Annotated in this window: 24 protein-coding genes and 3 pseudogenes; 20 read left to right on the forward strand and 7 right to left on the reverse strand. The window is 35.2% G+C overall.

Annotated elements, in window-relative coordinates:
- Positions 1-42: 42 nt before the first annotated feature.
- Positions 43-1047, reverse strand: a complete 1005-nt coding sequence (locus tag MHH81_RS09815; protein ID WP_340920573.1) for a nucleoid-associated protein — start codon at positions 1045-1047, stop codon at positions 43-45.
- A gap of 276 nt (positions 1048-1323) precedes the next feature.
- Between MHH81_RS09815 and MHH81_RS09820 the strand changes: the two genes are divergently transcribed.
- The 4 genes from MHH81_RS09820 (at position 1324) to MHH81_RS09835 (ending at position 4793) form a co-directional block, all read left to right on the forward strand.
- Complete coding sequence (locus MHH81_RS09820) at positions 1324-1989, forward strand: HAD family hydrolase (RefSeq protein ID WP_340920576.1); 666 nt, start codon at positions 1324-1326, stop codon at positions 1987-1989.
- A 239-nt stretch (positions 1990-2228) separates the two neighbouring features.
- On the forward strand, positions 2229-2792 hold the full coding sequence (locus tag MHH81_RS09825) for a DNA-3-methyladenine glycosylase I (protein ID WP_340920578.1): 564 nt from the start codon (positions 2229-2231) through the stop codon (positions 2790-2792).
- 546 nt (positions 2793-3338) lie between these two features.
- A complete protein-coding gene (gene aac(6'), locus MHH81_RS09830) occupies positions 3339-3773 on the forward strand; it encodes an aminoglycoside 6'-N-acetyltransferase (protein WP_340920580.1) in 435 nt (144 codons plus the stop codon).
- Positions 3774-3917: 144 nt separating this feature from the next.
- The gene (locus MHH81_RS09835) at positions 3918-4793 is read left to right on the forward strand and encodes a GNAT family N-acetyltransferase (RefSeq protein ID WP_340920582.1); all 876 of its coding nucleotides are present in this window, start codon (positions 3918-3920) and stop codon (positions 4791-4793) included.
- Positions 4794-4986: 193 nt separating this feature from the next.
- Here the strand turns inward: MHH81_RS09835 and MHH81_RS09840 are convergent, their stop codons facing one another.
- Positions 4987-5211 carry a hypothetical protein gene (locus MHH81_RS09840; protein ID WP_340920584.1) on the reverse strand — a complete coding sequence of 75 codons (225 nt, stop codon included), beginning with the start codon at positions 5209-5211 and terminating at the stop codon, positions 4987-4989.
- Between the two features lie 223 nt (positions 5212-5434).
- Between MHH81_RS09840 and MHH81_RS09845 the strand changes: the two genes are divergently transcribed.
- From MHH81_RS09845 to MHH81_RS09865, 5 genes are all read left to right on the forward strand, one after another.
- Positions 5435-5809, forward strand: coding sequence for a cytochrome-c oxidase (locus tag MHH81_RS09845; RefSeq protein ID WP_340920586.1), 375 nt, complete (start codon positions 5435-5437; stop codon positions 5807-5809).
- A gap of 157 nt (positions 5810-5966) precedes the next feature.
- Positions 5967-6851 (forward strand): aminoglycoside phosphotransferase family protein, encoded by an 885-nt coding sequence (locus tag MHH81_RS09850; RefSeq protein ID WP_340920588.1) that lies wholly within the window; start codon positions 5967-5969, stop codon positions 6849-6851.
- 116 nt (positions 6852-6967) lie between these two features.
- Positions 6968-7549, forward strand: a complete 582-nt coding sequence (locus tag MHH81_RS09855; protein ID WP_340920592.1) for a lysophospholipid acyltransferase family protein — start codon at positions 6968-6970, stop codon at positions 7547-7549.
- Positions 7550-7942: 393 nt separating this feature from the next.
- Positions 7943-8746 carry a DUF4097 family beta strand repeat-containing protein gene (locus MHH81_RS09860; protein ID WP_340920594.1) on the forward strand — a complete coding sequence of 268 codons (804 nt, stop codon included), beginning with the start codon at positions 7943-7945 and terminating at the stop codon, positions 8744-8746.
- Positions 8747-9091: 345 nt separating this feature from the next.
- Entirely contained in the window at positions 9092-9898 is an 807-nt protein-coding gene (locus MHH81_RS09865; protein ID WP_340920598.1) for a YitT family protein, read from the forward strand.
- Between the two features lie 49 nt (positions 9899-9947).
- Here the strand turns inward: MHH81_RS09865 and MHH81_RS09870 are convergent.
- Positions 9948-10103 (reverse strand): annotated as a pseudogene (locus MHH81_RS09870) (universal stress protein); the annotation flags it as partial.
- A 125-nt stretch (positions 10104-10228) separates the two neighbouring features.
- Between MHH81_RS09870 and MHH81_RS09875 the strand changes: the two are divergent.
- The 8 genes and pseudogenes from MHH81_RS09875 to MHH81_RS09910 all read left to right on the forward strand — a co-directional run.
- Complete coding sequence (locus MHH81_RS09875) at positions 10229-11128, forward strand: aminoglycoside phosphotransferase family protein (protein ID WP_340920601.1); 900 nt, start codon at positions 10229-10231, stop codon at positions 11126-11128.
- Between the two features lie 25 nt (positions 11129-11153).
- Positions 11154-12169 (forward strand): annotated as a pseudogene (locus tag MHH81_RS09880) (amidohydrolase).
- A 197-nt stretch (positions 12170-12366) separates the two neighbouring features.
- A complete protein-coding gene (locus MHH81_RS09885; protein WP_340920604.1) occupies positions 12367-14496 on the forward strand; it encodes a spore germination protein in 2130 nt (709 codons plus the stop codon).
- 21 nt (positions 14497-14517) lie between these two features.
- Positions 14518-15705: a Ger(x)C family spore germination protein gene (locus tag MHH81_RS09890; RefSeq protein WP_340920607.1), complete on the forward strand. Its 1188-nt coding sequence runs from the start codon at positions 14518-14520 to the stop codon at positions 15703-15705.
- A 5-nt stretch (positions 15706-15710) separates the two neighbouring features.
- Positions 15711-15935, forward strand: coding sequence for a hypothetical protein (locus MHH81_RS09895; protein ID WP_340920610.1), 225 nt, complete (start codon positions 15711-15713; stop codon positions 15933-15935).
- Positions 15936-15962: 27 nt separating this feature from the next.
- Positions 15963-17075, forward strand: a complete 1113-nt coding sequence (locus MHH81_RS09900; protein ID WP_340920612.1) for a GerAB/ArcD/ProY family transporter — start codon at positions 15963-15965, stop codon at positions 17073-17075.
- Positions 17076-17343: 268 nt separating this feature from the next.
- The gene (locus tag MHH81_RS09905) at positions 17344-18300 is read left to right on the forward strand and encodes a tyrosine recombinase XerC (protein ID WP_340920614.1); all 957 of its coding nucleotides are present in this window, start codon (positions 17344-17346) and stop codon (positions 18298-18300) included.
- A 50-nt stretch (positions 18301-18350) separates the two neighbouring features.
- Positions 18351-18476, forward strand: a pseudogene (locus tag MHH81_RS09910) (IS66 family transposase); the annotation flags it as partial.
- A gap of 410 nt (positions 18477-18886) precedes the next feature.
- Here the strand turns inward: MHH81_RS09910 and MHH81_RS09915 are convergent.
- The gene (locus MHH81_RS09915) at positions 18887-20428 is read right to left on the reverse strand and encodes an S-layer homology domain-containing protein (RefSeq protein WP_340920616.1); all 1542 of its coding nucleotides are present in this window, start codon (positions 20426-20428) and stop codon (positions 18887-18889) included.
- A 331-nt stretch (positions 20429-20759) separates the two neighbouring features.
- Between MHH81_RS09915 and MHH81_RS09920 the strand changes: the two genes are divergently transcribed.
- On the forward strand, positions 20760-20945 hold the full coding sequence (locus tag MHH81_RS09920) for a hypothetical protein (RefSeq protein ID WP_340920617.1): 186 nt from the start codon (positions 20760-20762) through the stop codon (positions 20943-20945).
- Between the two features lie 16 nt (positions 20946-20961).
- On the opposite strand, the gene MHH81_RS09925 is transcribed toward MHH81_RS09920, so the two are convergent.
- Both MHH81_RS09925 and MHH81_RS09930 read right to left on the reverse strand, forming a co-directional pair.
- Positions 20962-21153, reverse strand: coding sequence for a hypothetical protein (locus tag MHH81_RS09925; protein ID WP_340920619.1), 192 nt, complete (start codon positions 21151-21153; stop codon positions 20962-20964).
- 55 nt (positions 21154-21208) lie between these two features.
- Entirely contained in the window at positions 21209-22105 is an 897-nt protein-coding gene (locus MHH81_RS09930; protein WP_340920622.1) for a hypothetical protein, read from the reverse strand.
- A 175-nt stretch (positions 22106-22280) separates the two neighbouring features.
- Between MHH81_RS09930 and MHH81_RS09935 the strand changes: the two genes are divergently transcribed.
- Together MHH81_RS09935 and MHH81_RS09940 are read left to right on the forward strand one after the other, a co-directional pair.
- Entirely contained in the window at positions 22281-22832 is a 552-nt protein-coding gene (locus tag MHH81_RS09935) for a GNAT family N-acetyltransferase (protein WP_340920624.1), read from the forward strand.
- A gap of 153 nt (positions 22833-22985) precedes the next feature.
- Positions 22986-23231 (forward strand): phage holin, encoded by a 246-nt coding sequence (locus MHH81_RS09940; protein ID WP_340920626.1) that lies wholly within the window; start codon positions 22986-22988, stop codon positions 23229-23231.
- Positions 23232-23550: 319 nt separating this feature from the next.
- Here the strand turns inward: MHH81_RS09940 and MHH81_RS09945 are convergent, their stop codons facing one another.
- On the reverse strand, positions 23551-25296 hold the full coding sequence (locus tag MHH81_RS09945; RefSeq protein ID WP_340920628.1) for a glycoside hydrolase family 13 protein: 1746 nt from the start codon (positions 25294-25296) through the stop codon (positions 23551-23553).
- Positions 25297-25415 lie beyond the last annotated feature (119 nt).

Raw genomic sequence — 25415 nt, forward strand, 5'->3', positions numbered from 1 at the left:
ATTGGAGTTTCCTACGAGTTGCGGGATTCTATCGTTTATTGATTATATTTCTTCATGGAAATAGATTTTATAAAACTTTCGATTGCTTGCTTCATCATAGCCTACTTCAATCAGTTCATCGACTTGCTCGATATTTCGTACGTTAACCTGAATTTCAATATTAGAATCAAGTTTTATTTTGCGTTTATAAGTTTTTTCTACCTTTTCGATCGCACTTTCGGAAATGACAGTTTCGTACGGCTTTACCGAATTTACGATGACTTCTTTTTGTACCGGATCTGCCTTTTCAAATACGGTATCAATAAAATCATTTACCTGGAATTCTTCTTCATTTCTAAAATAATCGAGCGTTTTGTTTAAAAAACCGAGTTTCTCCGTATTCGTAAAACTTTCTTCTTTTAATATATATTTTTTACATTCTGTTAACGCTAAATTGGTTTTATGATAATGTTCATCCGCTACCTTAATCTTTAAAAAACGCTCTTGCCAGTAAACAACATCTTCTTTCTTTTTGGTTTTCATAAAGACAGCTGGTGCTATGTCTGGCCCCATATCGATGATTACGGCCATATTATTGATTTTCTTCACATTAATACCGTCGATGCCATTCACAATCATTTTGTTTTGCTCGTTTTTCACATCTAAAAACATTTCTTTTTCATCAATTTTTACAATGGCAATTACCTTTTTTACCTCTGTATGCCACAAACAATTATCGAATAATCCAATAAACAATTCACCACTTTTAATATTTGGGTGTTGGGATACACTTTGTAAGTGAGTGGCGATATGCTTAGATTGTTCAAGGAAACTGCTCTCCTGATCAAAAATGGAATTTACATATGTATAGACTTCATTTAATCCAATATCCGTTTCGTGAAAAAATTCGTATTGCTGCTCAAAATCAATTTTGTTAAACGCTAATTGTGTAAAAGCAGCTTCAAGCATTACCTCAGGTTGAGAGAAGACCTCATCTCCCAAAACAAGCGTATCGCTTACATAATGTACGACATACTGTCCTAATTTACTTTCACTTACTTCTAGCATGGTCATCACCTTCTAATCATTAGTTGTAGATAATCTACCATATCACACTCTATACAATATTTTCATACATTTTAAATACAGTGATGATTATTTTTAGGTGTAGGCCGAATACTTCCTCTTTTACTCGACCATGATTTACTTGCATATTCTGTGGTGAAGCAGGGCTTCATGGGTGGCTAAAGGGGCAGATTAGTTGAATAAGGATTGGTTAAATAATTCTGTCATTATGTTAAACTTTAGATGTTATTCAGCAATGGTAAAAAGGGAGAGGAAGTAATGTTACAATCACTGATTTTTGATATGGATGGAACTCTATTTCAAACAGATAAAATTTTAGAAATATCACTTGATGATACTTTTAACCATTTACACTCAATAAATAAATGGGATTCAGTAACCCCTATTGATAAATACCGTGAAATTATGGGTGTACCTTTACCAAAAGTATGGGAAGCTTTGTTACCTAATCATTCTAATGAAATAAGAGAACAAGCTGATGCTTATTTTCTAGAAAGATTAGTTGAAAACATAAGAAGTGGGAAAGGTGCTTTATATCCTAATGTAATTGAAGTTTTCGGTTATTTAAAAGAGAATAATTGTTCCATTTACATAGCAAGTAATGGTTTAACGGAATATTTAAAAGCAATTGTGAGTTACTATAATTTGGATAATTGGGTTACTGAAACATTTAGTATTCAACAAATACAAACGCTAGATAAAGGAGATTTAGTTAAAACAATTATAAAAAAATATGATATAAAAAAAGCAGCAGTAGTAGGAGACCGTCTTTCTGATATAAAAGCAGCTAAAGATAATGGTTTAATTGCAATTGGATGTAATTTTGATTTTGCACAAGAAGATGAACTAGCTCAGGCTGATTTGGTAATAGATGACTTAATGGAGCTAAAAATTATAATAGCTAATATGAAAAATAGCTTATAGAACTAACAAAGGCACAATATAGAAGTAAAACCGGTCCTTGTTGAACGGGTTTTTTAGGTTGGATAATAGAAGATACCTGAATGTATTAAACATTTGCCTATTCTTTTTTTGTTATGGACCTGTAACAATCTATTTTGATAATTGACTTAACGGAACATTTGTTCTATATCTAGTGTAGATCTATAAAATGCTCGGAAGATGAAATTAAATGGGGAAATGAGAAAAGGAAGTGTGCTTAAATGACTAGTCGATGTACGTGGGTAACAACAAAAGAACCTTTATATATGAAATATCACGATAACGAATGGGGTGTCCCTGTTTATGATGATAGACTATTATTTGAAATGCTATGTTTAGAAGGTGCACAGGCGGGGCTCAGTTGGTGGACAATTTTACAAAAGAGAGAAAATTATCGAAATGCTTTTGATAATTTTGAAGCGGAAAAAATTGTACACTATACAGATGAAAAATTAGAATTATTAAGAGAAGATAAGGGCATTGTTCGAAATAAATTAAAAATTAAAAGCGTCGTAACGAACGCAAAGGCATTCCTAAAGATTCAGAAAGAATACGGTTCATTTTCTAATTATATATGGAGTTTTGTAGATTACACTCCAATTGTTAACCATTGGCAGACAGTTAAAGAAGTTCCAATTACAAGTGAAATAAGTGATAAAATGAGCAAACGTCTAAAAAAAGATGGATTTACATTTGTAGGTGGTACGATTTGTTATTCTTATATGCAAGCTGTTGGATTGGTGAATGACCACACTTTAGAATGTTTTTGCCATCCTTCTCATTAAAAATACACGCAGTATTTCCCCAAAATGCAATTTCGATAGATCGAATATTGCTCTATTGAATAATTTTCGACAAATTGTTTTAACTCAAATAAAAGTAATCAAAATGTGTTGTATTCAACTCTTTTTGATTGCTTTTTCCACGTTTTCCCCATAAAAATTATCTAAATGTTTTAAATGTGTCATTCCCCAATTAATCATTGACATCAAGAGAGGCACTTGGACTAGGTGTAATTATGATTCTGGTAGCAGTATTTCACTACCTATTAGTTTTTTTATACTTTCCGTTATTCAAACAAAGTTGCAGGATAATATAAAAAGAGGAGTTAGTTAATGTGTATCGAAATAGATTTATAGTAGATATTCAATGAGGGAGATCTAAAAGAATTTATTATCTGCTCATATTACTTGAGTTGTAGGTATGATTACTCCTTTAGTTTAAGGTATTACAGGTCTTAATTAAAATAGAAAAATGTTAAATGAACTACGAACTAACGATTCAAGAGTTGGAAAGAAAGTTCACAAACACGAATAGTTGGAGGAGGATTTATGCTTAAACAAGCAACATTAGAGGAAGCTGGTATTGCTGCAGAACTAGCGTCGCTTCTTTGGACAGGACATTCAGTAGAGGAATTTACCGAAGACATTCACCAGTTTATATCCTCTGAAAACACCGCCATCTTTTTAGCATATGAAGGAGAAGAGGCCATTGGATTTGCACAATGTCAACTACGAAACGATTATGTCGAGGGAACTGAATCCAACCCTGTTGGTTACTTAGAGGGACTTTTTATAAAAGAAGCATTTCGACAACAAGAGTATGCAAGATTACTAGTTACTTACTGCGAGGAATGGGCGAAACGCAAAGGGTGTTTTGAATTTGCTAGCGATTGTGAATTACATAATGAAGATAGCCTTGTTATGCATTTGAGACTAGGTTTTATAGAGTCGAATCGTATAATATGCTTTACGAAGAAACTTTAATGAGGAAAAGTGTACATTTACTATCGGCGCTATTGGGTGATGAAATGAATCTCTGGTTCCGGAAAAATAAAGAAATATTGAAATGCATCGATAATAATGATACAAAGCTCGCAAATTATGATTAAAGTGAAGGGGTTATCAAAAATGACACTAAATATAGCCTCTCCAATAGATATTGATAGCCTGTCTCAGTTTTTAGAAGAGATGAACAATAACCCAAAAACCCATATTGGTTATTGCGGGGAATCTAAAAGCGAGATTTATCATACGCTACTTAATGATTTCTCTGACTTAGATCTCTCTGAATCATTTGCAGTAGCATACGATAACGATGAAATAATTGGTGCTTTGGGGTTTGACATCGATGTAGAAACTAAAAGTGTTGAAGTGTGGGGACCTTTCATAAAAGATGAAGGGAAGTTTGAATCGTTAGCAAATGATTTATGGGAAAAGATGAATTTAATAACGCCACTGGATATCAAATCGTATTCGTTCTTTGTAAATAATGAAAATATGCTTACACGTCAATTTGTGCAGAATTTAGGCGGTATGGAAAACGATCATCACCTAATTCTAAAGGCACATCGTAATAATACAAGATCAGTGGAATCATATGGCATTATCAAATATGAATCCTCTTACCTTGAGTCATTTATTACTCTTCATGCAGCTGCATTTCCGCATACATATTACGGAGCAGATGAAATACTTCAACGTATAAATAAGGAAAATCAATTATTGATTATGAAGGATACAGATGAAAAAATGAAGGGTTATGTATACGTAGAAGCAGATCCTGAAAACCAGGAAGGGGCTATTGAATATATCGCGGTTTCCTCCGATTACCGAAAACAAGGTATTGGAACAAAACTAATGAGGGTGGCATTAGATCATCTTTTCTCTTATGACGAGATAACAGAAGTTACGTTATGTGTAGCATTGGTAAACGAAAAAGCGGTCCATTTATATAAATCGGCTGGATTTCATGTCAAACACGAGCTCATTTCCTTTAAAATGTAATAGTAATAGTAGAAAAAATATAAATTTAAAAGTATCATTTCAGACTGACTTGAAAACAAAAGCTTATCGAAGAAGGAAACCTAGGTTCGACGCACCCTTCGACAACGATTCCAAAGTCTATATACGCGACGAGCTTGCGCAAGAGTAAAGCTCGTCGCAAATTGAAGAGATATTTGTCAACAGTCTGAGAGAACTAGTCTTTACGAGTTGTTCTCTCTTCATAGGCAGTTTCATGCTTCGTATCTTTTATGATTTGATTATTTTGTTTTAAGTCTGGGTCAATACCTGAAATTAAATCATCGAAAGGTGTGTAATTACTGGGGGGTAACCTTTTCTTTTTAATTCGCTGATACACAATACGAGTTATGATAATGAAAAATATTAATCCAATGAAAATACTTAATATATTCATTTCCAAAATACATCACTCCTTTCTCCTACAATTCTATTCAAAGGAACGATTAATCATCTCTGCATATCAAAAAAATTCAAGTTTTATTCGAACAAACAGGATGATTTTGGAAAGTAGTAACAATTAACATACCTATTAATTTTAATGATTCCGAGAATACTCTTTTCTTTTCATAAATAGAATGTATAAGCACTTATTATTTTATTTATCAGAGAGGAGACAGGTAGAAATGGGTATCAGATTTATTAAAATTTCGGTTGTCTATTTTGCCATTGGAGTAATTTTAGGTCTCTTTATGTCCATGACGCACGATGTTGCATTAACAGGGGTACATGTTCACATCAATTTATTAGGCTGGGCTTCATTTGCTCTAGCAGGGATTGTGTATCATTTATTCCCAAGAGCTACTAGCAATCTATATGCAAAGCTTCATTTTTGGAGTGCGAATATCGGACTTCCAATCATGATGGTTGCACTGGCAATTTATCTTTTGAATGGTGTAGAAGCTGCGATTACCTTTATTGCAATTGGTGGAGTATTAGTCGTGTTTAGCGTAATCATGTTTGCGATCAATGTTTTACAAAACGTGCGGTCTGCAGGGTAGGTAATGACTCTTTAGGCGGTCTGTTATTCAACTAATGAATAGCAGACTGGCCTTTTTTATGTCTCGAAATAAATTTGTCATATTTGCATAATTTTAGTAGTATTAAATCTAGTGTTCTAATATTTTGAAAGATTTTGAATAACGGGGAGGGAAAATAATGCTAGAACTAGACATACCGTTTTTAAGTAAATGTACCTCTTTTCAGTTAATAGAAGAAGGGTTTTCAAATGACGAGAAATGGTGCGTAGATCAAACATATTTACTGCGTTTTTCTCCAGATATGAACATAACAAAGCTAGAAAAACAGGCGCAACTTACCAATGCTGTTCATGCCATTGATACTCATATTCCATTTGTACATGATGTAGGAATATATAATGATAGAGCTTACATGATTCTTGACTATCTAAATGGAGAAAACGGGGATGTTGCATTACCAATGAAAAGTGCAGAAGTGCAATATGAGATTGGAATTCAGGTCGGGAAGACTCTAAAGAAGATGCATAGCATCCAAGCACCTAAAGAATATCCAAGTTGGGAAGAAACTTGGAGGGCTCGAATAGCAAGACAAGCTCCTCTATTTCAAGATATTGTTAGAAGACATCCGAACTATCAAAACATCTTGCCTTTTATACAAGATAATTTACATTTATTGAAAAATCGTCCTAGCTGTGTTCAGCATTATGATTTTCACCCTGGAAATATATTAATTCATGAAGATCAATTCTCTGGTTTAATCGATATGCAAAAAATTACATACGCGGACCCAATCAACGAATTTTATAAAATGGAATATTTTAATGTACAAGTAAGTACACCGTACTCACGTGGTGTAGTGGATGGTTATCACGATAAAAATCCTGTTCCACCATCGTTTTGGGAGTTACATCGTCTGTATGCTGCGATCCATATTGTTTCCGCAGAAGTATGGGGCCATGAAGGTGGCATAAATCAAAAGGAAAAATTTCAAGGTTATACTCGATATACAATTGATCAGTTTGATGATTTTAAGCTAGATATGCCGAAGTGGTATACCCAATGAGAAGAGAGTATTCTTTGAGAGGATTCATAGGACTACCAATTTGGTCTGGTATTTTATTTTCAAAATCTTTATAATTATTACTAGGTACTAAAACTAGATAATAAAAGGTGATGACTATGTATCAATTTACATTAACAGTTGCGAAAATGGTTGTGCGTTTATTTGGAAAAGTAGAAGTGAAAAATAAGCATTTGTTGCCTAAGAATGAGGGATATATCGTCACTTGCACACACCGAGGATGGCTGGAAATAGTAATCTTAGGAATTTGTGTGCCAAGGTCGATTCATTATATGGCAAAGAAAGAGCTTTTTGAAAACAAATTCATCGGATCTTTCCTACAGAAAATAAATGCCTTTCCTGTGGACCGAGAGAATCCTTCTCCAAGTAGTATTAAAATTCCAGTGAAGCTGTTGAAATCTGGAGAGGTAGTCGGCATATTTCCAAGTGGTACCAGAGCTGCAGAAAATGCTCCGTTAAAAAGAGGGGCTGTAACAATTAGTAATTTATCAAAAGCTCCAATTGTTCCTGCATTATATGTTGGTCCGAGAACATTAAAGGAGTTACGGAAAATGAAAAAAGCAACTATTATTTTTGGTGAACCTATTTACATAAATACAAGTAGTAAAGATGAATTAGCTACTTATACGGAACTGTTAAATGAGCAAACGATTTTACTAGAAAAACAAATAGAAAAATAGAGGTGTATTGGAATTAGCTTGAGATAAACGATTTTTGGTTTAGTGAAGAAATTAGAGGGAAAGGGTTAGGAAGCGTGTTACTTGGCCAAATAGAAGAAACTAGTCACTTTCCTCCCATATTTTTACCCTTTGATAATGATAAGCGAAAGCCAGTCCAAAGCACTTGTGCTTTTCTTGTATTATTCCTACAATCCTTTCACTATATGGTTGAATTGCAACTCAGACAACCAATTGTATCCGATGAATTTACATCCCCACGCATCTAAATAGTACAATCATACATTTCTACGCCTTAAGCCTGAGATGAAATCACTTCTTCAGACCATTTCCATTTTTTATACATTCTTTATAATGGAAATTAGCTAAGAAAAATGAAAAGTGGAGGATGAAAAAATGAGTATGAAAAAAGTTGCTATTATAGCTTTATTTGTATTAATAGCGGGAGCAGCAATAAATGTTTTCGTGAATATAAAAGACGCGATAGTCAACAAAGCAGAAGAAATTGTAGTCGAAAATAATCATTATAAAAATATTGAGGTACAATCTGACAATGCTTCTGTTGAATTTATCTCTACAAAAGATGATGAAACAAAAGTAGAGTTTTCAGGAAGAATGAAGAAAAAAATGAATTACAATTTCACAGCAGATGTAAAAGGGGATACACTCTCTATTGAATTAACACAAAAGAATTGGAATTTTATACAGTTTGGATTTACATCCATGGATATCAAACTAACTGTCTATGTACCAGAAAAACAATACAATAATATCAAGACGGAACTAGATAACGGAGAAATTATTGCAAGAGATATGCAGGCGAAATCAGTTCATTTGGAAACAGATAATGGATTCATTCATATGAAAAATATAGTAGCAGAAACGGTGAATGTGCGTACCGATAACGGGAAAATCTTGATGGATGAAGTAGAAGGTGATATAGAGGCTTCCACTGATAATGGCCGCATTGTTCTTATTACAAGTAATTTAGAAAGACCTATTTCCCTCTCAACAGATAATGGTTTGATTGAGATCCAAACAGACAGAGAGCCAACTAATGCGACGATTGAAGCTGACATAGAAATTGGGAAACTTGATATTTTCGGAAAATCGAATAAACAAACAATATTTGGCGATGGAGATAACTTGATAAAACTAGAGACAGATAATGGTAAGATATCAGTAGGTAGCTCAAAATAGTCTCCTTATAGGATTTCTTGTTGACACAATTATGGAATGTTGTTAAATTAATCTTTATAATAAAATTACTTTGAGGTTATTTTTACCAAGCGTATATACTCGGAAAAGGGATAAGAAAGTCTTTTCTGAAATCTTTTTAAACGTATTCTCTTTAGGATATACTATGGAATATAAGTAGGAACGCGAGCGAAAACTCGTCCCTAATTGGGGCGAGTTTTTTATTTAAACATAAGAAGTCAAAAAAATTGGAAAATCGACAGCATGATAACGGTACAATTTTGCTCATGGAATCACAATTTTTCAGTGCTTTTTATTGTTTTTGGTATTTTGGGGAGGTACGTTCAAATGAAAAATTTAATAGTTGTTGCGGGTTCACTAATAGTAGCATTTGCTTTTAATTATTTTTTAGTTCCACATGGTATTTTAAGCAGCGGTATTAGTGGGATTGCTATCTTGTTAGGTATCATTACACCATTTAATACTGGTTTATTGAATCTGGTGCTTAATTTACCTCTGTTAGTACTTGGTTATTTCAAGTTAGGAAAGAGAATTACCATTAATACACTGATTTGTGTTATTTCGCTTTCGGCATTTCTCTCCATACTACCGGCTGAAGCTATAACGGATAATGTCCTACTTTCAAGTATTTTTGGAGGAATTATAGGTGGAATTGGAATCGGACTGATATTAAAGTACTCTGGAACTTCTGGGGGATTAGATATTATAGCAATTATGATTTCTCGTAGTAGTAATGTAAGTGTTGGTCTTCTTCTTACAGGGATGAATGGGATAATTGTATTAATATCTGGTGCTGTTTTCACATGGGAAATCGCATTATACACCCTATTGTCTATTTATTTGACAGGGAAAATGCTTGATACGATTTATACAAATCATGAAAAGTTAACGATGCAAATTGTTACAACAAAAGGTGAAGCAATTCGAAAAGAGCTGTTAGCATCCATCTACCGTGGAGTTACGATAACAGAAGGATATGGGGGCTTCACTCTAGAAAAAAAGCAAATATTAATGATGGTCGTTACACGTTATGAGACACTACAGATTAAACAAATTGTACGTAAACATGATGAGGATGCGTTTATTAATATATTTGAAACAGTAGAGGTCGACGGCAAGTTTGCCAAAAACTAAAAAGAAAAGCGGATGCCACGAATATTAGTGACATCCGCTTTTTCTTATTTTACTTTACAACAAGCACAGAACATTTCACTCTGTTTAGCACTTTATGACTAACACTACCAAAAACCATTTCTTGTAGTGTATTTAATCCACGAGATCCAATGATCACTCTGTCAAATGATCCTTTGTTTGCATAATCGATTAAACATGGACCTGGAACGCTTCGTCTATTGCACAGAACATTTAGTGGAGCTAAAATCATGCTATATTGTTGGAGGATAAATCGTGTAATATATATAAGAAAAGAAAGCAGTGGGGAGTACTTTGGAGAGGGGCGATTAAATGAAGTATCCAGACCTGTTCGTAAGTAAAATAATTGGTGCTTTTGGTGATGAAGGTAGAGTGTGGTTAGTTGGACTAGATTCACTGATTGAAACTTATCTTAAAAAGTGGAAACTCCAATCTGCTGGTCCAGTAAGTAATCTGTCGTATAATTATGTATTAAAAGTATTGGACGAAAATGACAACTCTGCAATTCTAAAAATTGGAATTCCTAATTCTGATTTTTCTAATGAAATACGGACACTCCAAGCCTATGATGGTAAAGGTTGTGTAAAATTATTAAAAGCAGATGCTGAAAATGGAGTCATGCTACTAGAGCATTTACTACCAGGAACGACGCTCGTGGAAGTAGAAGTACAGCTTGCAATTAAACGTTTTGCTCAAGTCTGGACTGTAATTCGCAAACCAGTTCAAATAAATGTAGATCATCCTTCTATTGTAGACTGGATGATAGCATTTGATCGATACTTACATAAATATTCTGCTAAAGAAGGACCGATTCCCAAGGATTTTATTCAACTTGCAAAAACCTATAGTAGAGATATAATAGACAGTTCCTTAGGGAATGAACTGCTCCATGGTGATTTACATCACGAAAACATCCTTTTTTCCAATCATTATGGATGGTTGGCAATTGATCCAAAAGGAGTTATCGGAGATCGTTATTTTGATCTTACATCTTTTTTAATCAATCAATTGCATAATAACGATAATCCAAGGAGACTATTGGAGAAGAGAGTCATGTTATTATGTGAGGAACTACAATTAGATAAGGATCGATTATTAAAGGCATGTGTTGTGATGGGAACGTTAAGTGCATGTTGGGCAGTAGAAGATAATGATGCATTCTGGATGGAAGCATATCAAAGTGCACAGTGGTTTTATGCGTTAACTTTATGAGGCGCGCTTGTTAGTATTAAATATCATGCCGCAGCTTTCAATCGAGGAAAGTGCGAATAGACTTGCAGAACTTTCCGATTCTTTATATGCACATGGTATAACAGCAATCACGGATTTAATGGCTAGCCACAAACCAATGTATTATTTGGATTTATATAACTTGGCAAGAGAAAAAGGTCTTTCTCAAAATGTCGTGCTTTATTATATGTGGGAAGATTTGCGTGTAAATCCAGTTTTATATGCAGAAAATACGAACCGGGATAATGCTGTTCATATTGGTGGAGTTAAGCTATTTTCTGATGGTAGTGTTTCAGGAAGAACTGCCTGGATTGATCCTCCTTTCTTAGGAGATGAAGATAATTATGGTATCTCTACAACATCTGAAGAAGAACTTTTAGAAGCTGTGGAATATGCGAAAAAAAATGGCGTTCAATTAGTTGTTCATGCAATGGTCAGCAAGCAATCGACTTAATTGTAAACACATTTTATGGCAAGGATGGCTGGATTGAAAATGGTCCTTCCATTCGAATTGAACATGCAGCGATGCCTACAGAACAAGCTCTAAAACGCGTTGCAACTATGAGTATTGCTTTTGTTCCGCAACCAATCTTCTTATATGCAGAAATTGAAAGCTACATGATGAATTTAGGTATAGATCGCACAAAAACAACGTATCCCATCAAAAAGATGTTAGAAGCTGGAATTCCAGTTGCTATTTCTTCTGACGCTCCTGCAACTGCTTGGGCTGACCCTGTGAATCCTTTTGTTGGGATTAAATCTGCTGTAACACGAGTTGCATATGATGGAACAAATACAGGAGATGCCGAGAGAATTGATGTAGAAACAGCAATCGAACTTTATACGCGAGAAGCGCAGGTAGTTACACGAATCCCAAAAGTTGGTCAGTTAAAAGAAGGTTATCATGCAGATTTTATTGTTCTAAATAAAGATATATTAGAGATTCCTGCGAATGAGATAGACCAAATTTCTGTAGAAGAAACGTACTTAAAGGGTAAAGTGGTGTTTCAGAGAGAGCATTAATTAATATTAAAAAAGCCAAGAGGGAAGGCGACCTCTTGGTTTTTTTTTGTGTAAAAAATCTCCTGATGACCAGTCTAAAGTGCCTTCTAGTAAAAATGATTCTATTTAGCAACGAATGCTCTAATAAACGAATAAATAAACCTTATATGGGAAACTTAGCGATACAATACAAATTTTGAAGAGCAAAGAGGGATTGTATGGATTTTTTTAAAAAGAAAAACAATATAGTCTTAAAATCCTCTAATCCTTCCCCAAATGAAGTGAAGGAATCAACTGAGAAGGTATTACTTGATAATAAATTAACAGAAATGAAGCCAACAGACAAGGATTCACTTGATAAGAAATTAACAAAAATGAAATTAACAGAAATGAAAGCACCCGAAATGAAATCAAAAGACAAGGAATTAACAGAAAAGCAATCAACAGAAAAAAAGCCACAAGAAAAGTCATCAACAGACAAGGAACCTCCAGAAACTAAGGAACAAGAAAAGAAATCTACAAACAAGGAATCTCCAGAAATTAAGCCTCCAGAGAAGAAATCTGCAGACAAGGTACCTCCAGAAAGTAAGGCACAAGAAAAGCAATCAACAGACAAGGTACCTCCAGAAACTAAGGCTCCAGAAAAGAAATCAGCAGACAATGTACCTCCAGAAACGATGGCACAAGAAAAGCAATCAACAGACAAGGTATCTCCAGAAACTAAGGCACAGGAAAAGCAATCAACAAACAAGGAATCTCCAGAAACTAAGGCACAAGAAAAGCAATCAACAGACAAAGTACCTCCAGAAACTAAAGCACAAGAAAAGCAATCAACTGAACAAACTCCACTTAAAAAAGAGCTTTCCGGAAACCTTCAAACTATAAAAGATACACTTGGAGAAAGTGGCGATATTATTATTCGAGAAATTCGAATAGGTAAGGAAGGTTCGATTAAGGCCGCTGTCGTTTATACGGATGGATTGAGTGATGCAACCTCTCTACAAAATTTCATATTGGAAACACTGATGATTGACATAAAAGGCTTGGAGCTAGAGAAAAAGTTAGCTTCCGAACCCAATCTTCTAAAGACTTTAAAAGATTTTGCTATGACTGTTGGGGAAATAAAGGATTTAACAACATTGGAAGACTTATATACAGCGCTATTATCAGGAGATGCAATTATTTTAATCGATGGATATTCCAAGGGAATTATTGTAGGAAATAAGCATTGGATGGAACGGGGAGTTACTGAACCATCCGCTCAAAGTGTAGTGAGGGGTCCAAGGGAAGGCTTCTCCGAAAATATACGGATAAATACGGCATTAGTTCGTCGGATAATAAAAGATCAAAGTTTGTGGATTGAATCTAGGACAGTCGGAAAGCTTTCGAAAACGAATGTTGCAATCATGTATTTGAATGGTGTAGCAGATGAAAATGTAGTAAGCGAACTTCGTCAAAGATTAGATCTTATAGATATAGATGGAATATTGGAAAGTGCAAATATAGAAGAATTTATACAAGATTCTCAATATTCACCTTTTCCTACAGTCTTTAATACGGAACGTCCTGACGTTGTAGCGGCTGGAATTTTAGAAGGTCGAATAGCAATTTTGGTTGATGGGACACCGTTCGCCCTAATTATACCTGCATTATTTGTCCAATTCTTTCAAGCCTCTGAAGACTATTATCAGCGTTCGATCATGGCGAGTTTAATACGATTACTTCGTTTTGTTTCATTTGGAATAGCACTGCTTGCTCCTGCCTTATATATTGCTGTACTTACCTACCATCCAGAATTAATCCCTCCTCCACTCCTAGTTAGTTTAGCAGCTCAGCGGGAAGGTGTACCATTTCCTGCTTTTGTTGAAGCGGTTATTATGGAAATCACCTTTGAAATTCTACGAGAGGCAGGATTAAGAATGCCAAGAGTTATTGGTTCTGCGATGTCTATTGTGGGTGCATTTGTTATTGGAACCGCTGCAGTTGAGGCTGGTATTATCTCGGCTGCAATGGTAATAGTAGTTTCAATCACGGCTATTTCTAGTTTTGTCTCACCAACATATGATATTGCCATTGCCGGGCGAATACTACGTTTTCTATTTATGATATTTGCCGCTTCATTTGGTTTATTTGGAATTATCGTGGTTTTAATTGCGCTAGTTATGCATTTATGTAGTTTACGTTCATTTGGTGTTCCTTATATGTCTCCTTTAGCTCCATTCAGTACAAAAGGACAAACAGATACTTTTATTCGAATGCCAATATGGAAGTTCCTTACTCGCCCTGACTTAATATCAAAAAATCGAACTAGGCAGCAATATTCAGCACCTTCTAAGAAAAATAAATAAGGGGAAAAAGGTGTTTAATCAATGAAAAAAAGGATCCTATTTTTATTAATTTTAAGCCTCTTTCTAACCGGTTGTTGGGATAAACGAGAATTAAATGAGTTAGCTATCACTATGGCGCTAGGAGTGGATAAAGTAGAAGATGAATATTTGGTCTCAGCACAAGTTGTATTGCCAAGTGAGGTTTCCATGAAAGCGGGAACCGGTCGTTCACCAGTAACTCTCTTTCAGGAAAAGGGGAAAACTGTAAATGAAGCAATTCAAAAATTGACTTCTATCTCTCCTCGGCATATATATCCTGGTCATTTACAAATCGTTGTGATTGGTGAATCATTAGCAAAAGAAGGAATTGGATCACTTTTAGACTATTTATCAAGGAATTGGGAAGTGAGATCAGACTTCTATCTGATAGTTGCAAAAGATAATACGGCTGAAAACATATTGAATATACAGACAACTTTAGAAAATATACCTGCTAACAATATATATTGGATACTCCATACGTCAGAGAAACATTTAGCCACTACGAGTGCTGTGACATTAGCCGAATTGATAGTAGATCTGGAGCGTGAAGGAAAAGAGGGTGTTTTAACAGGAATTCAAGTGATAGGAGACCAGGAAAGTGGTTCTAGTAAACAGAATGTTGAATCCATCACTCCTGCCGCTCATATTAAGTTTCAAGAGTTAGCGGTTTTAAAGGGTGACAAGTTAGTCGGTTGGTTAACGGATGATGAAAGCAGAGGTTATAATGGTGTCACGAATCAGATAAAGACTACTTTAGGGACAATGTCTTGCCCAGAAGGAGGTAAAGTAAATATCGAGGTCAATAAATTTAAATCAAAGCTTAAAAGTAAATTAGTTAATGGTAATCCTGAGATAGATGTCAATATCCAAATAACAGGTAATTTAGGAGAAGTAGATTGTTCAATCGATCTTTCAAAAGAAGAAACACTTAAAATGTTGGAGAAGCTTTACGAAGAACAAGTAGAAAAAAGTATTAGTAAATCTATAATGGTGGTTCAAGATAAATTTGGATCAGACATTTTTGGATTTGGTGCAACCATTCACCAACAAAACCCCAAGGAATGGAAAAAAATAAAGGATCAGTGGGATGAGGAGTTCACTGAGATACCAGTGAATATTAAAGTGAAAATGACCATTCGACATTTTGGTGCTGTAATTAATCCCATTCAAGAAACTATAAAGGAATAGAGGATATGCTGAGTAGCTTAGGAATATTAATGGTAGCAACTGTCATTCTAACGATAGAAGTACCTCCACTTTTAGAAAAAAAATTAAAAAAAGAATTAATCCTATTCTTAATTATTCTTGCCATAGGTATAGGTACATGGATTTTACGTGGATTTGGAGTAACTATTCAAAGTCCAGTAGATATTTTATTTCCCATTTTAAAACCTGTCATTGATTTATTGTCACTATAGTTAAAGTAAAAGGAAGGATGTGTAACGATGCAAAATGGGAAAATAAATTCATTCCAGTTTTTGGTATTGGTTGTTTTCTTTTCAGTTGGTACAAGCATCTTATACGTCCCATCAATTTTAAGTTCTCAAGTAAAACAAGATGCTTGGATTGTAGCGATTATTGGCACTGGAATTGGTCAATTAGTTATTTGGCTTTTTACAACTATTGCTATGTGGTTTCCTACTCTTACCTATACCGAAGTAAACGAAAAAATATTTGGAAAAATAATTGGTAAAACTATATCTTTTTTATTTGTACTTATGTGTATTCTCTATACATCTGCTCTTCTATCACATTCTGGGACATTTTTAATTACACAAATGTTTCCCAAAACACCCATACTAGCGCTGAACATATTAATGGCTCTACTAGTCGTAATAGCAGTTCGTCTCGGTTTAGAAACAATTGCTCGTTCCGCTGAAATATTCATTTTTGTGTTTTTATTTCTATTTATTTTATTAACGCTAACCATTTCTCCAAAAATCAATTTCGAAAATCTGGAACCATTTTTCCAAGAAAATATTGGTTCACTTCTTCATTCATCAATTGCTGTAGTTGTTGTATCATCAGTAAATTCTATTGTTTTATTTATGATATTCCCAGCTTTTATAAAAGATATTGAAAAAGCTAAAAAGAACTTTTTTATTGGGAATGCTATCGGTGGTATTATCGTTTCGATCATTACACTATTATGTATTTTTGTCCTAGGTTCTACTACAACTGCACGCCAAGTATACCCGAGCTATGCTTTAGCTAAAGTGATAAACGTTGGAAATTTTCTAACGCGGATAGAGGCACTAATGGCAACTTTATGGATTCTTGGGCTGTTTTTTAAAGCAGTACTTTACTTCTATGCTGCTATTTTTGGCTTGAAACAAATTTTTAACTTGAAAGATTATCGCTCCTTAACCTCTTCCTTAGGCGTAATTATTGTTGTATTGTCAGTAATAATTTTCCCTAATATCTTATATCAATTAAAATTTGACTCGAAAGTATCTATTGCCCTCTCCCTTATAATTGGATTCTTTTTTCCTCTATTGCTAGTAGTTATATATACAATACGAAAGAAAAAATTGAAAAAGGATCCAGACCACTCTTAAATTATCAGAAGAAGCAAAAGGAGTTGAATAAAACTCCATTTTCCTTGCTAGATAACCGAATGCAATTTAGAAGTGAGTTATATACAATCACACGTAAAAAAATAATTAAAGACGTCTCAGGGCTAAATTGAAGCACGATGGAGGAATTGGTCAATTTGGTTCAAAATGGAATTTATAACGAAAAAACGTATTCTTTTTAAATAAGGTTCCCAAATACATATTTGGGAACCTTATATTGTGATAAAATAGGAGGAGATGAGGTGAGAGTATGCAACATGAAATTCCAAAAATTCTAAAAGATTTCTTAGTCTATTTAACAACAATTAAAGGAAAATCATTGCGAACAAGAAAAGAATATGAATACGATATCAGCTTGTTTTTCCGATTTTTAAAAGCAATCGAAGATGATGTAGCATTAGATAAAATGGATGTCATTCCGATTAAAGATATCACCATCGATTTTATTCGTGAAATATCTTTAGAAGATATGTATTTGTTTCTGGAGTACTGTGAAGCACAACGACATAATAGTGCTGCTACAAGAGCCAGAAAGACAGCTACACTTAGGTCATTTTTTAAATACTTAAAAGGGAAAAAAAGATTAATTGAAGATAATCCTGCCGATGAGTTGGAAACGCCAAAGATAGGGAAGAAAAAGCCTATTTATATGAATCAAGAGGAAGCAGAAATGTTTATAGCAGGAATAAAGAGAAGTAATCACTACTACCGCAATTACAGTATGATCATGTTCTTTTTGAACTTAGGAATTCGTGTTTCGGAGGTATGTAGCTTAAATACTAACTCCATTCAAGACAATATGTTACGAATCGTCGGTAAGGGAGACAAAGAACGTACTGTTTTCTTAAACAACGCTTGTATACAATCTCTTCACGTCTATAAGGAGAAAGAACGTTCCTTTATCCAAGGAGCTAGCTCAAATGAAGCGTTGTTTTTATCGCAAAAAGGTACTAGATTAACACGACAAACCGTTGCGAAGATTGTAAAGCAAATCAACAAGGACTCGGGCTTAAACAAAGAAAAAATAACTCCTCATAAGCTGAGACATACTTCCGCTACTATTATGTATAAAAACGGAGCAGATATTCGAAGTTTACAGCATATCCTGGGCCACACAAGTGTTTCCACTACCCAAATTTATACCCATGTGGAGGACAAAGAAATTCAACAAGTAATCGAAAACAATCCGTTCAATAATTTAGGTTGATATAATTTTATTATGTAAACTAATTGAAGAGGCCCTACCAACAATTAGATGATAATAATAGAAGTGAAAGGTCCATTAAGCCATTCATTATCCGAAGAAAAAATTGGGTGTTCGCTGCATCAATGAAAGGCGCAAAAGCTAGTGCGATTGTTTACACCATTGTTGAAACAGAAAAGAAAGTCAGTAAAACCCTCTAAATTACTAAACGTACTTCTATGAACAATTACCCTTAATAGATTTAACAGATTAAGAAGGAATCGATCGGTTACTTTCATGGTCGAAATTCATTCCAGAAGATTGTTGCATCCTGAATATTACTAAATAAATCATACACAAATGCCCCCTGGTTTACAGGAGGGCTGTTCAATAGAATCCAGCTGAATTGCTTTAGGGCAAAAAAAGCTCCTATTGTATAGGTAGGAATGACGATTAAATCAGTTCCCTATACTATCAAAAGGAGCATACACATGACAAATATAAACTAGTATATAGTTTTTTCTTCTATCTCTATCCATTTTGAGTAAAACTCGTCTAATAAATATGGGGCTAAGTTGATTCGGAATTGCGTGAGTACCTAGTATCGTTTTTACTGTCGCTTTTCAGCAAATGTGCCAAAAGTGGCGTCACGCAAATCTATTGTCCCATAGATATTTTTATCCCCATCAATTACAAGGACGATTGGATGCATGAACGTTTTAGGAATGCTTGATTTCTTTCCGTCCGTCTGATGGAACTTCAAAATCTCCTCAAGCGTCGCTTCCTCAGGAAAAGGAAATCCACCGAAGAACCCATTCCAATTAACGAATGGTACTGGTCGAACAGTTGGTAAATAATAAAGTTCCCGGTCCGTCATGACCTTACCGTTAAATGTAACCTCTCCATCACTTGTCACGCCATAGCGTTTATCTAAGATGTAGTTCTTTGCCGTATTATCGGTAATGAGTACTCCTTCATAGTCGAAATAGTAGCGATAGGTCTCTGTTTTCGGTGTGCGAACAATTTCTCCGTCGACAAGCTTTATCGTATTGCCTGTAAATGTGTCCTCATAAATCGGTGTGTTTTGGTGCGGTGAAAAATCAATATACACACCTTCAGCATCCAGATAAGGCGTTGAAAGGACATACTCAATCCCTGCTTTCGTATCACGGTTCACACGATCTGTATAAGTATTCATGAGAAAAAGGGTTGAGGAAACAGAACGGCCCCATCTTGAAGTATCCTCAGGGATAGTGGATAGTTTAATTCCAAACATGTTTACTAGCCTCATAGATGATTCATGCGGTCGACCAAATAAATTGGTGCCCGTAATGAGAATTTCTTCATTTATGTGTTCATCCCCATCGAACTTCGTATACAAGAAAATCGACTGCTCATCAAACGTCACCGTATAACGTGAACCTTCTTTCGTTTTGACACGATCTATTCGTGAAAATCCTAGTTCCTCCGCAGTACGTTCAAAATACAGCACTTGACGTTCTTTATCAATTAGTTCGATTGTTTTCATCAAGAATGACGCAAAATGGACACGCTTGACCGTTGCTTTTGGCTTGAATTCCGGAACGGTCGAGATGTGTAATGCATTGAGCGCCTCGATATACGGCTTTGCCTCCGCTTTTGCATTCGCTAGGTCTGTTACATTTGAAGGTTGATCATAGGCGTAATCAGTGAGAGAAGTATGACGTAAGCGAAATACGAGTCTCTCCAGTACAAGCGCCATATTTTCACGTGTCATGGGTTCATTTGGTCGTAAATGTCCGCGTTGACCTTCGAAAACCCCCATATCTCGAAGAAGTGCCGAGTATTTGCGTAGCTCACGGTCAGGTGTTTCCCGTAGCACATCGGTAAATCGGTCTCCCTGCTCCCAGTTTGCAGGTACCTCCACAAGGCCGCTCTCCTCGACGTAACGACCCATCATCTTCACTACTTGACCGCGTGTTATATTCGCATTCGGTGAAAAGGTCGAAGGAGACGTTCCTTTTATGATGTTGCGTGCTGCCAATTCCGAAACATGTTCCTGTGTAACGGTAGTATAGGCTTTCATATCCTGAAACTGTTGTGCATTCGCGGATGTCGCCCCAGCACTGATCACAAAGAGTGCTAACATTACCATGAAAACCTTTTTTCTCATTCCTAAATCTCCTCTTTTTCTTTGACACAGGCATAATCATATCAATAATCCACACTTCTTACTATATACAATAAATACCGGAATCACGTACAATTTCAAATTATTGGAACCGGGTATCATTCACAGTAACTTTTCTATTATCTCTGCCTAAACGAATGTAAGCCCGAATTATTAAAAATAAGCGCACCATTCTTATGCTCATCACAAATAAGCTAAGGGAGAGTCCTTAGAATAAACCACTTTTTTTGTAGATTTGAATAGCAAACGAAAAGGAGGGAATATACTATGTTATACACATACTGTACCAAGAGCTGAAAAGGAGGGATCGAACTTGAAGATATCTGAAATCTACGCAAAGTATTTAAAAGGAGAGAAATTTAAAAGCATTAGCGACATTAATCTAGGGCGCCTACCAGTTAAGCATGCAGCGGATTTAGTTGGATCTTCGCCAATCATGCAGGAATTAGCAAAAAAACATTCCAAAAACTTAAAATACAATAAAAAATACCCACTTTGAATAAAGTGGGCTAGGGCTAATTATTTTTTTGATAGTTAGTGATTCTTTTTACTAATGGGTCCGATTTACTTACATGTATCGGCTTTACCATATCTCCAGTTACAAGCTTATCACGTTTCGTGTTTTTACTAGCACTGAATAGCCTTAATTTTCTTGCTGCACGCTCTTTAATATCATCGGTATTAATTGGAGTTTTGACACTGACCATATGAATCACTCCTTTCCTTTATATTACATGATTTTTTGGTGTTCGGTCAAGCGAGTCATTCTTCATCCATCAGCTCATCTGTGTTTGTTAAGGCTACCATATACTCAATATTTTCTATATTTTTACTAACAGTCTTATGTAATAGCTCAAATAAGTATTTGTCTAAAATATCAAAGGAATACGTATAGCTTTCTATCACAGTAATATATTCGTTTCGATTGTAAAAGAAATAGTATACAAGATAGCTCTTTTTTAACAAATTATCCTCATCTATTTTATTCCAAACCGCAGATTCTCCAGTTTCCTTTGATTCTTCCACTAAATCACGTAATTTTTCAGGAGCAGCATTATGGAATATATTGTACGTAAATGCACCATTGATTGGATGGTTTTTGTACCCCATTTGGGTTTCCGCTAGGAAATATTCTAGTACTTCTTTATAGTCTATCGTAGATTCAGAAAAGAAATCTAACGTTCTGCCAGAAGCATCATCACCAGTGAAATATGCCATAAGCCTAGCTTTAGTTCCACTAATTTCAACCGTTTCTATAGCAGCTTGTTCTATATTGTCTACCTCAAATTCCAAGTTTAAAAACTTGAATCTTTTCAACCGTTTAAAGGCAACAGGGATAGTTAAAAATAACAGTAACCAGATGAAGAGTAAAAAGAGACCACGGAAAATAATTTGATTGAAGTTAGATTCTACAAAAGGTTTAACAATAATGGTAAATGCGGTTTCTTTTTCTTGTACATCATTTTTAATCTCAGATTGTAAAAGTAAAGCTTCTGGATTCTCTTTCAGCGTCGATATCCCGATTAGAATGGATGCAATCATCATCCAAGCTATAATTACAACAATCCCTGCAGTATATAAATATGGAATAAAAAAATTAACCCATTGGAAAAACGTTCTTTTTTCGCTATTCATATTCGTTTGTTGAATTTTTCTCACCCCATTTTCTCTATAGATTGAGTTTATAGAAGTCAAACTAATCTTTCAATAGAGAAGTATAAAAATTTAGGTTCTCATAATATTATTATGTAAACTAAGTAACTGTTTTTGATTATCTAATTATTTGTTATACTATTTATATGGAATAAATAAGTAGAAATAGGGGGATATTTTCATGTTTACATACAAAATAGACGACAACACTGAGCTAAAAATGCTCGATTTACGGGACGCTGAACATGTGTTCGGGTTAACGATTCAATCAAAAGAAACACTAAAGGAATGGCTACCATTCATTGATTACACGAAGACTGTAGCAGATACGCAGGGCTTTATCCAATCTACTATGAAACAATTCGGTGAGAATAATGGATTCCAAGCAGGCATTTGGTATGACGGTAAAATGGCTGGAGTTATTGGTTTTCACAAAATCGATTGGAATAATAAATCAACAAGTATTGGATATTGGCTTGGAAATGACTATGTAGGATTAGGTTTAATGACGAAATCTGTCGAAGCTTTTGTAAACTATGCTTTAATTGACTTGAAATTGAATCGAGTGGAAATACGTGCAGCTGTAGAAAATAAAAAAAGCAGAGCAATTCCCGAAAGACTTGGCTTCACAGAAGAAGGCCGTGTGAGACAAGCAGAGTGGCTTTATGATCACTACGTCGATCATGTTGTTTATGGAATGCTTGCGGGCGATTGGATTAATAGGAAGAAGTAATTTTTATTATTGCCTAATTAGGAATGAAACCTCTTAATTAGAAGCATTTAATATGGGTTACAAATAAAATTAAAATGTCGAATTAGGACAAACCATAGAATCATATGATTATAGTGCACAACTACTAATCAAATCTTTTTAGGGGGGCCTAATTTGACGAATAAACAGAATCCAGCACCATTTGATAAAATGATGATTATTCGAACTGTCATACTATTACTAGCATGGCTTAACCAGTTTTTAGTTATGAAAGGTTATAAAGCTTTGCCAATCACTAATGAAGATATTACGTTTATAATCACTCTTTTAATATCGATTTGGGCTTGGTGGAAAAATAATGATGTGCGTTACAAAGCAAGACGTAATACGCAATATTTGAAAGATAGAGGGCTAAAATAGAAGAGATTACTAGGATGTAAAGCGATTTTCCATCGTTTTATGTCCTATTTGTGTAGTTAGGAACAGGCAGATTTTTCTATCCATAGTATGTTTTTAAGACGATTACCTAAACTATAATAAGCAGGGATGGTTTTATCAAAATCAGGCTTTCATACGGTTTTCATAAGTAAATTCATACATAAGAAATAGCCCTGATGCACTCTTAAATGAGTAGATCAGGGCTTTAAACGTTCAGAGAAGTCATTAGTTTTACATATAGAATTCTTGTGCATGAGCCACTTGAAATTGGAGGCTATGCATGGAAAAATTTTGTCGAAAATTAATGGGTGTCAGACAAGATGCAAAATCCATATTCCCCCAATTTGATTTGAGAAGCATCGAATTCCGCTTCACAGCTATAGAGAACTTCATAATTGCTGTCTGTTTCAAGTGTAAAGGTTTGTTCTGCCGAATTTGGATTGAGAAGGACAACAACGGATTTTTTTTCCGTGTACTTCCGATAACCAAATATACCATTATCTTCTTGAGGTAGCAGGAAACGAACTGCTCCTTCGTTCGCCAAAAGCTTCTCTGTTTTACGAAGTGTAGTCAATGTCCGTACATGATTCTTAATGTCGGAATTATGATTTTCCACGTCCCAATCCATGCATTTCCTGCAGCCGGGATCTACTTTACCTGTTAACCCAATTTCATCTCCGTAATAAATACAAGGCGTTCCTATAAAGGTAAGAAGAATAGTAAAAACCTGTTTTGTTCGCTTCACATTACCATCGCATTCTGTCAGGATCCTTGAGGTGTCATGGCTACCTACCAGGTTGAAGGTGAAATCGAACACGTTTTTTGGGTAGCTAAAGTATACCGTGCTCATATTCTCTACAAATTGCTTGGAGCTAATATTTCCTTTAGCAACCAGGTTCAATACATTTGTTGTAAAAGGGTAGTTCATGACTGCATCGAACTGGTCTCCACGAAGCCACGGTATGGAATCATGCCATATTTCTCCAAGTATATAAAGGTCTGGTTTTGCGTCTTTCATAGCTTTCCTAAATTCACGCCAGAAGGAGTGATCTACCTCATTGGCTACGTCAAGTCGCCAGCCATCAATATTAAATTCCTTAATCCAATATGTCCCCACATCCATCAAATATTTTTTTACTTCTGGATTTGAAGTATTCAATTTCGGCATAGATTCAACAAAAGCAAAAGCTTCATAATTCGGTCTTGGTCCCCCTTGGATGGGAAAGTTGTGTATGTGGAACCAATCTTTGTAAAGAGAATTCTCGCCTTTCTCCAGAACATCTTGGAAAGGTGGGAAGTAGTAGCCACTATGGTTGAAAACTGCGTCCAGCATAACTTTGATTCCTCTGTTATGGCATTCGGAAATCAGTTTCTTGAAAGATTTTACATCGCCAAATTGAGGATCAAGTTCCATAAAGTCAATCGTATCGTACTTATGATTGGAATAAGCTTTAAAAATCGGATTGAAATATATGCCGTTTACGCCGATATCTGTAAGGTGGTCTAGATGTTCAGTAATCCCAGCAAAGTCACCGCCGAAGAAATTGTTTATTGCTGGCAGCTCACTACCCCATAACTTCGTATTTTGGGGATTAATCGAAGGGTCTCCATTTGCAAAGCGCTCCGGAAATATTTGATACCAAATGGTTTCCTTCACCCACTCAGGTGCCTTAAACTGTTCTTCTTTGTGGAGGTAAGGAAAACAAAAATAATAATCAGAATTAGTTGGAGCTTTTTTATAAAATCCTTTTTCTGTATAAATAAGGTCCTCATTGAGAGAAGAAAGCCTAAAACCGTACCGCAGTCTACGAGTTATAGCGAATGCTTCCACTTCCCAGTAGTCAAACAGTCCATCGCTACCGGCCAGGGTCATTGGAACTTCTGAAAACTGCCATTCCCCACTTTCCCAGATGTATGGGTCTCCCATAATCAAAGAAACACGCGTCAGGTCATTTTGTTTTGATTTAATACGGATTTGCAGAGTACGATCGTCTACCATGTAAGCAAAATTATCGACTGGCCTGTGAAAAATAGCGGCTTTTTCCATAACAAAACTCCTTTATTGTGCAATCGCTTGCACTTAGTAAACAAAACATTCTGTATATTAAAAGTATCAGAGCGAATTAAATATAACAAGTATTAGTTTTAAAAAAACTAGACTACTAC

Source organism: Psychrobacillus sp. FSL H8-0484 (assembly GCF_038005325.1).
Taxonomy (GTDB): Bacteria; Bacillota; Bacilli; order Bacillales_A; family Planococcaceae; genus Psychrobacillus.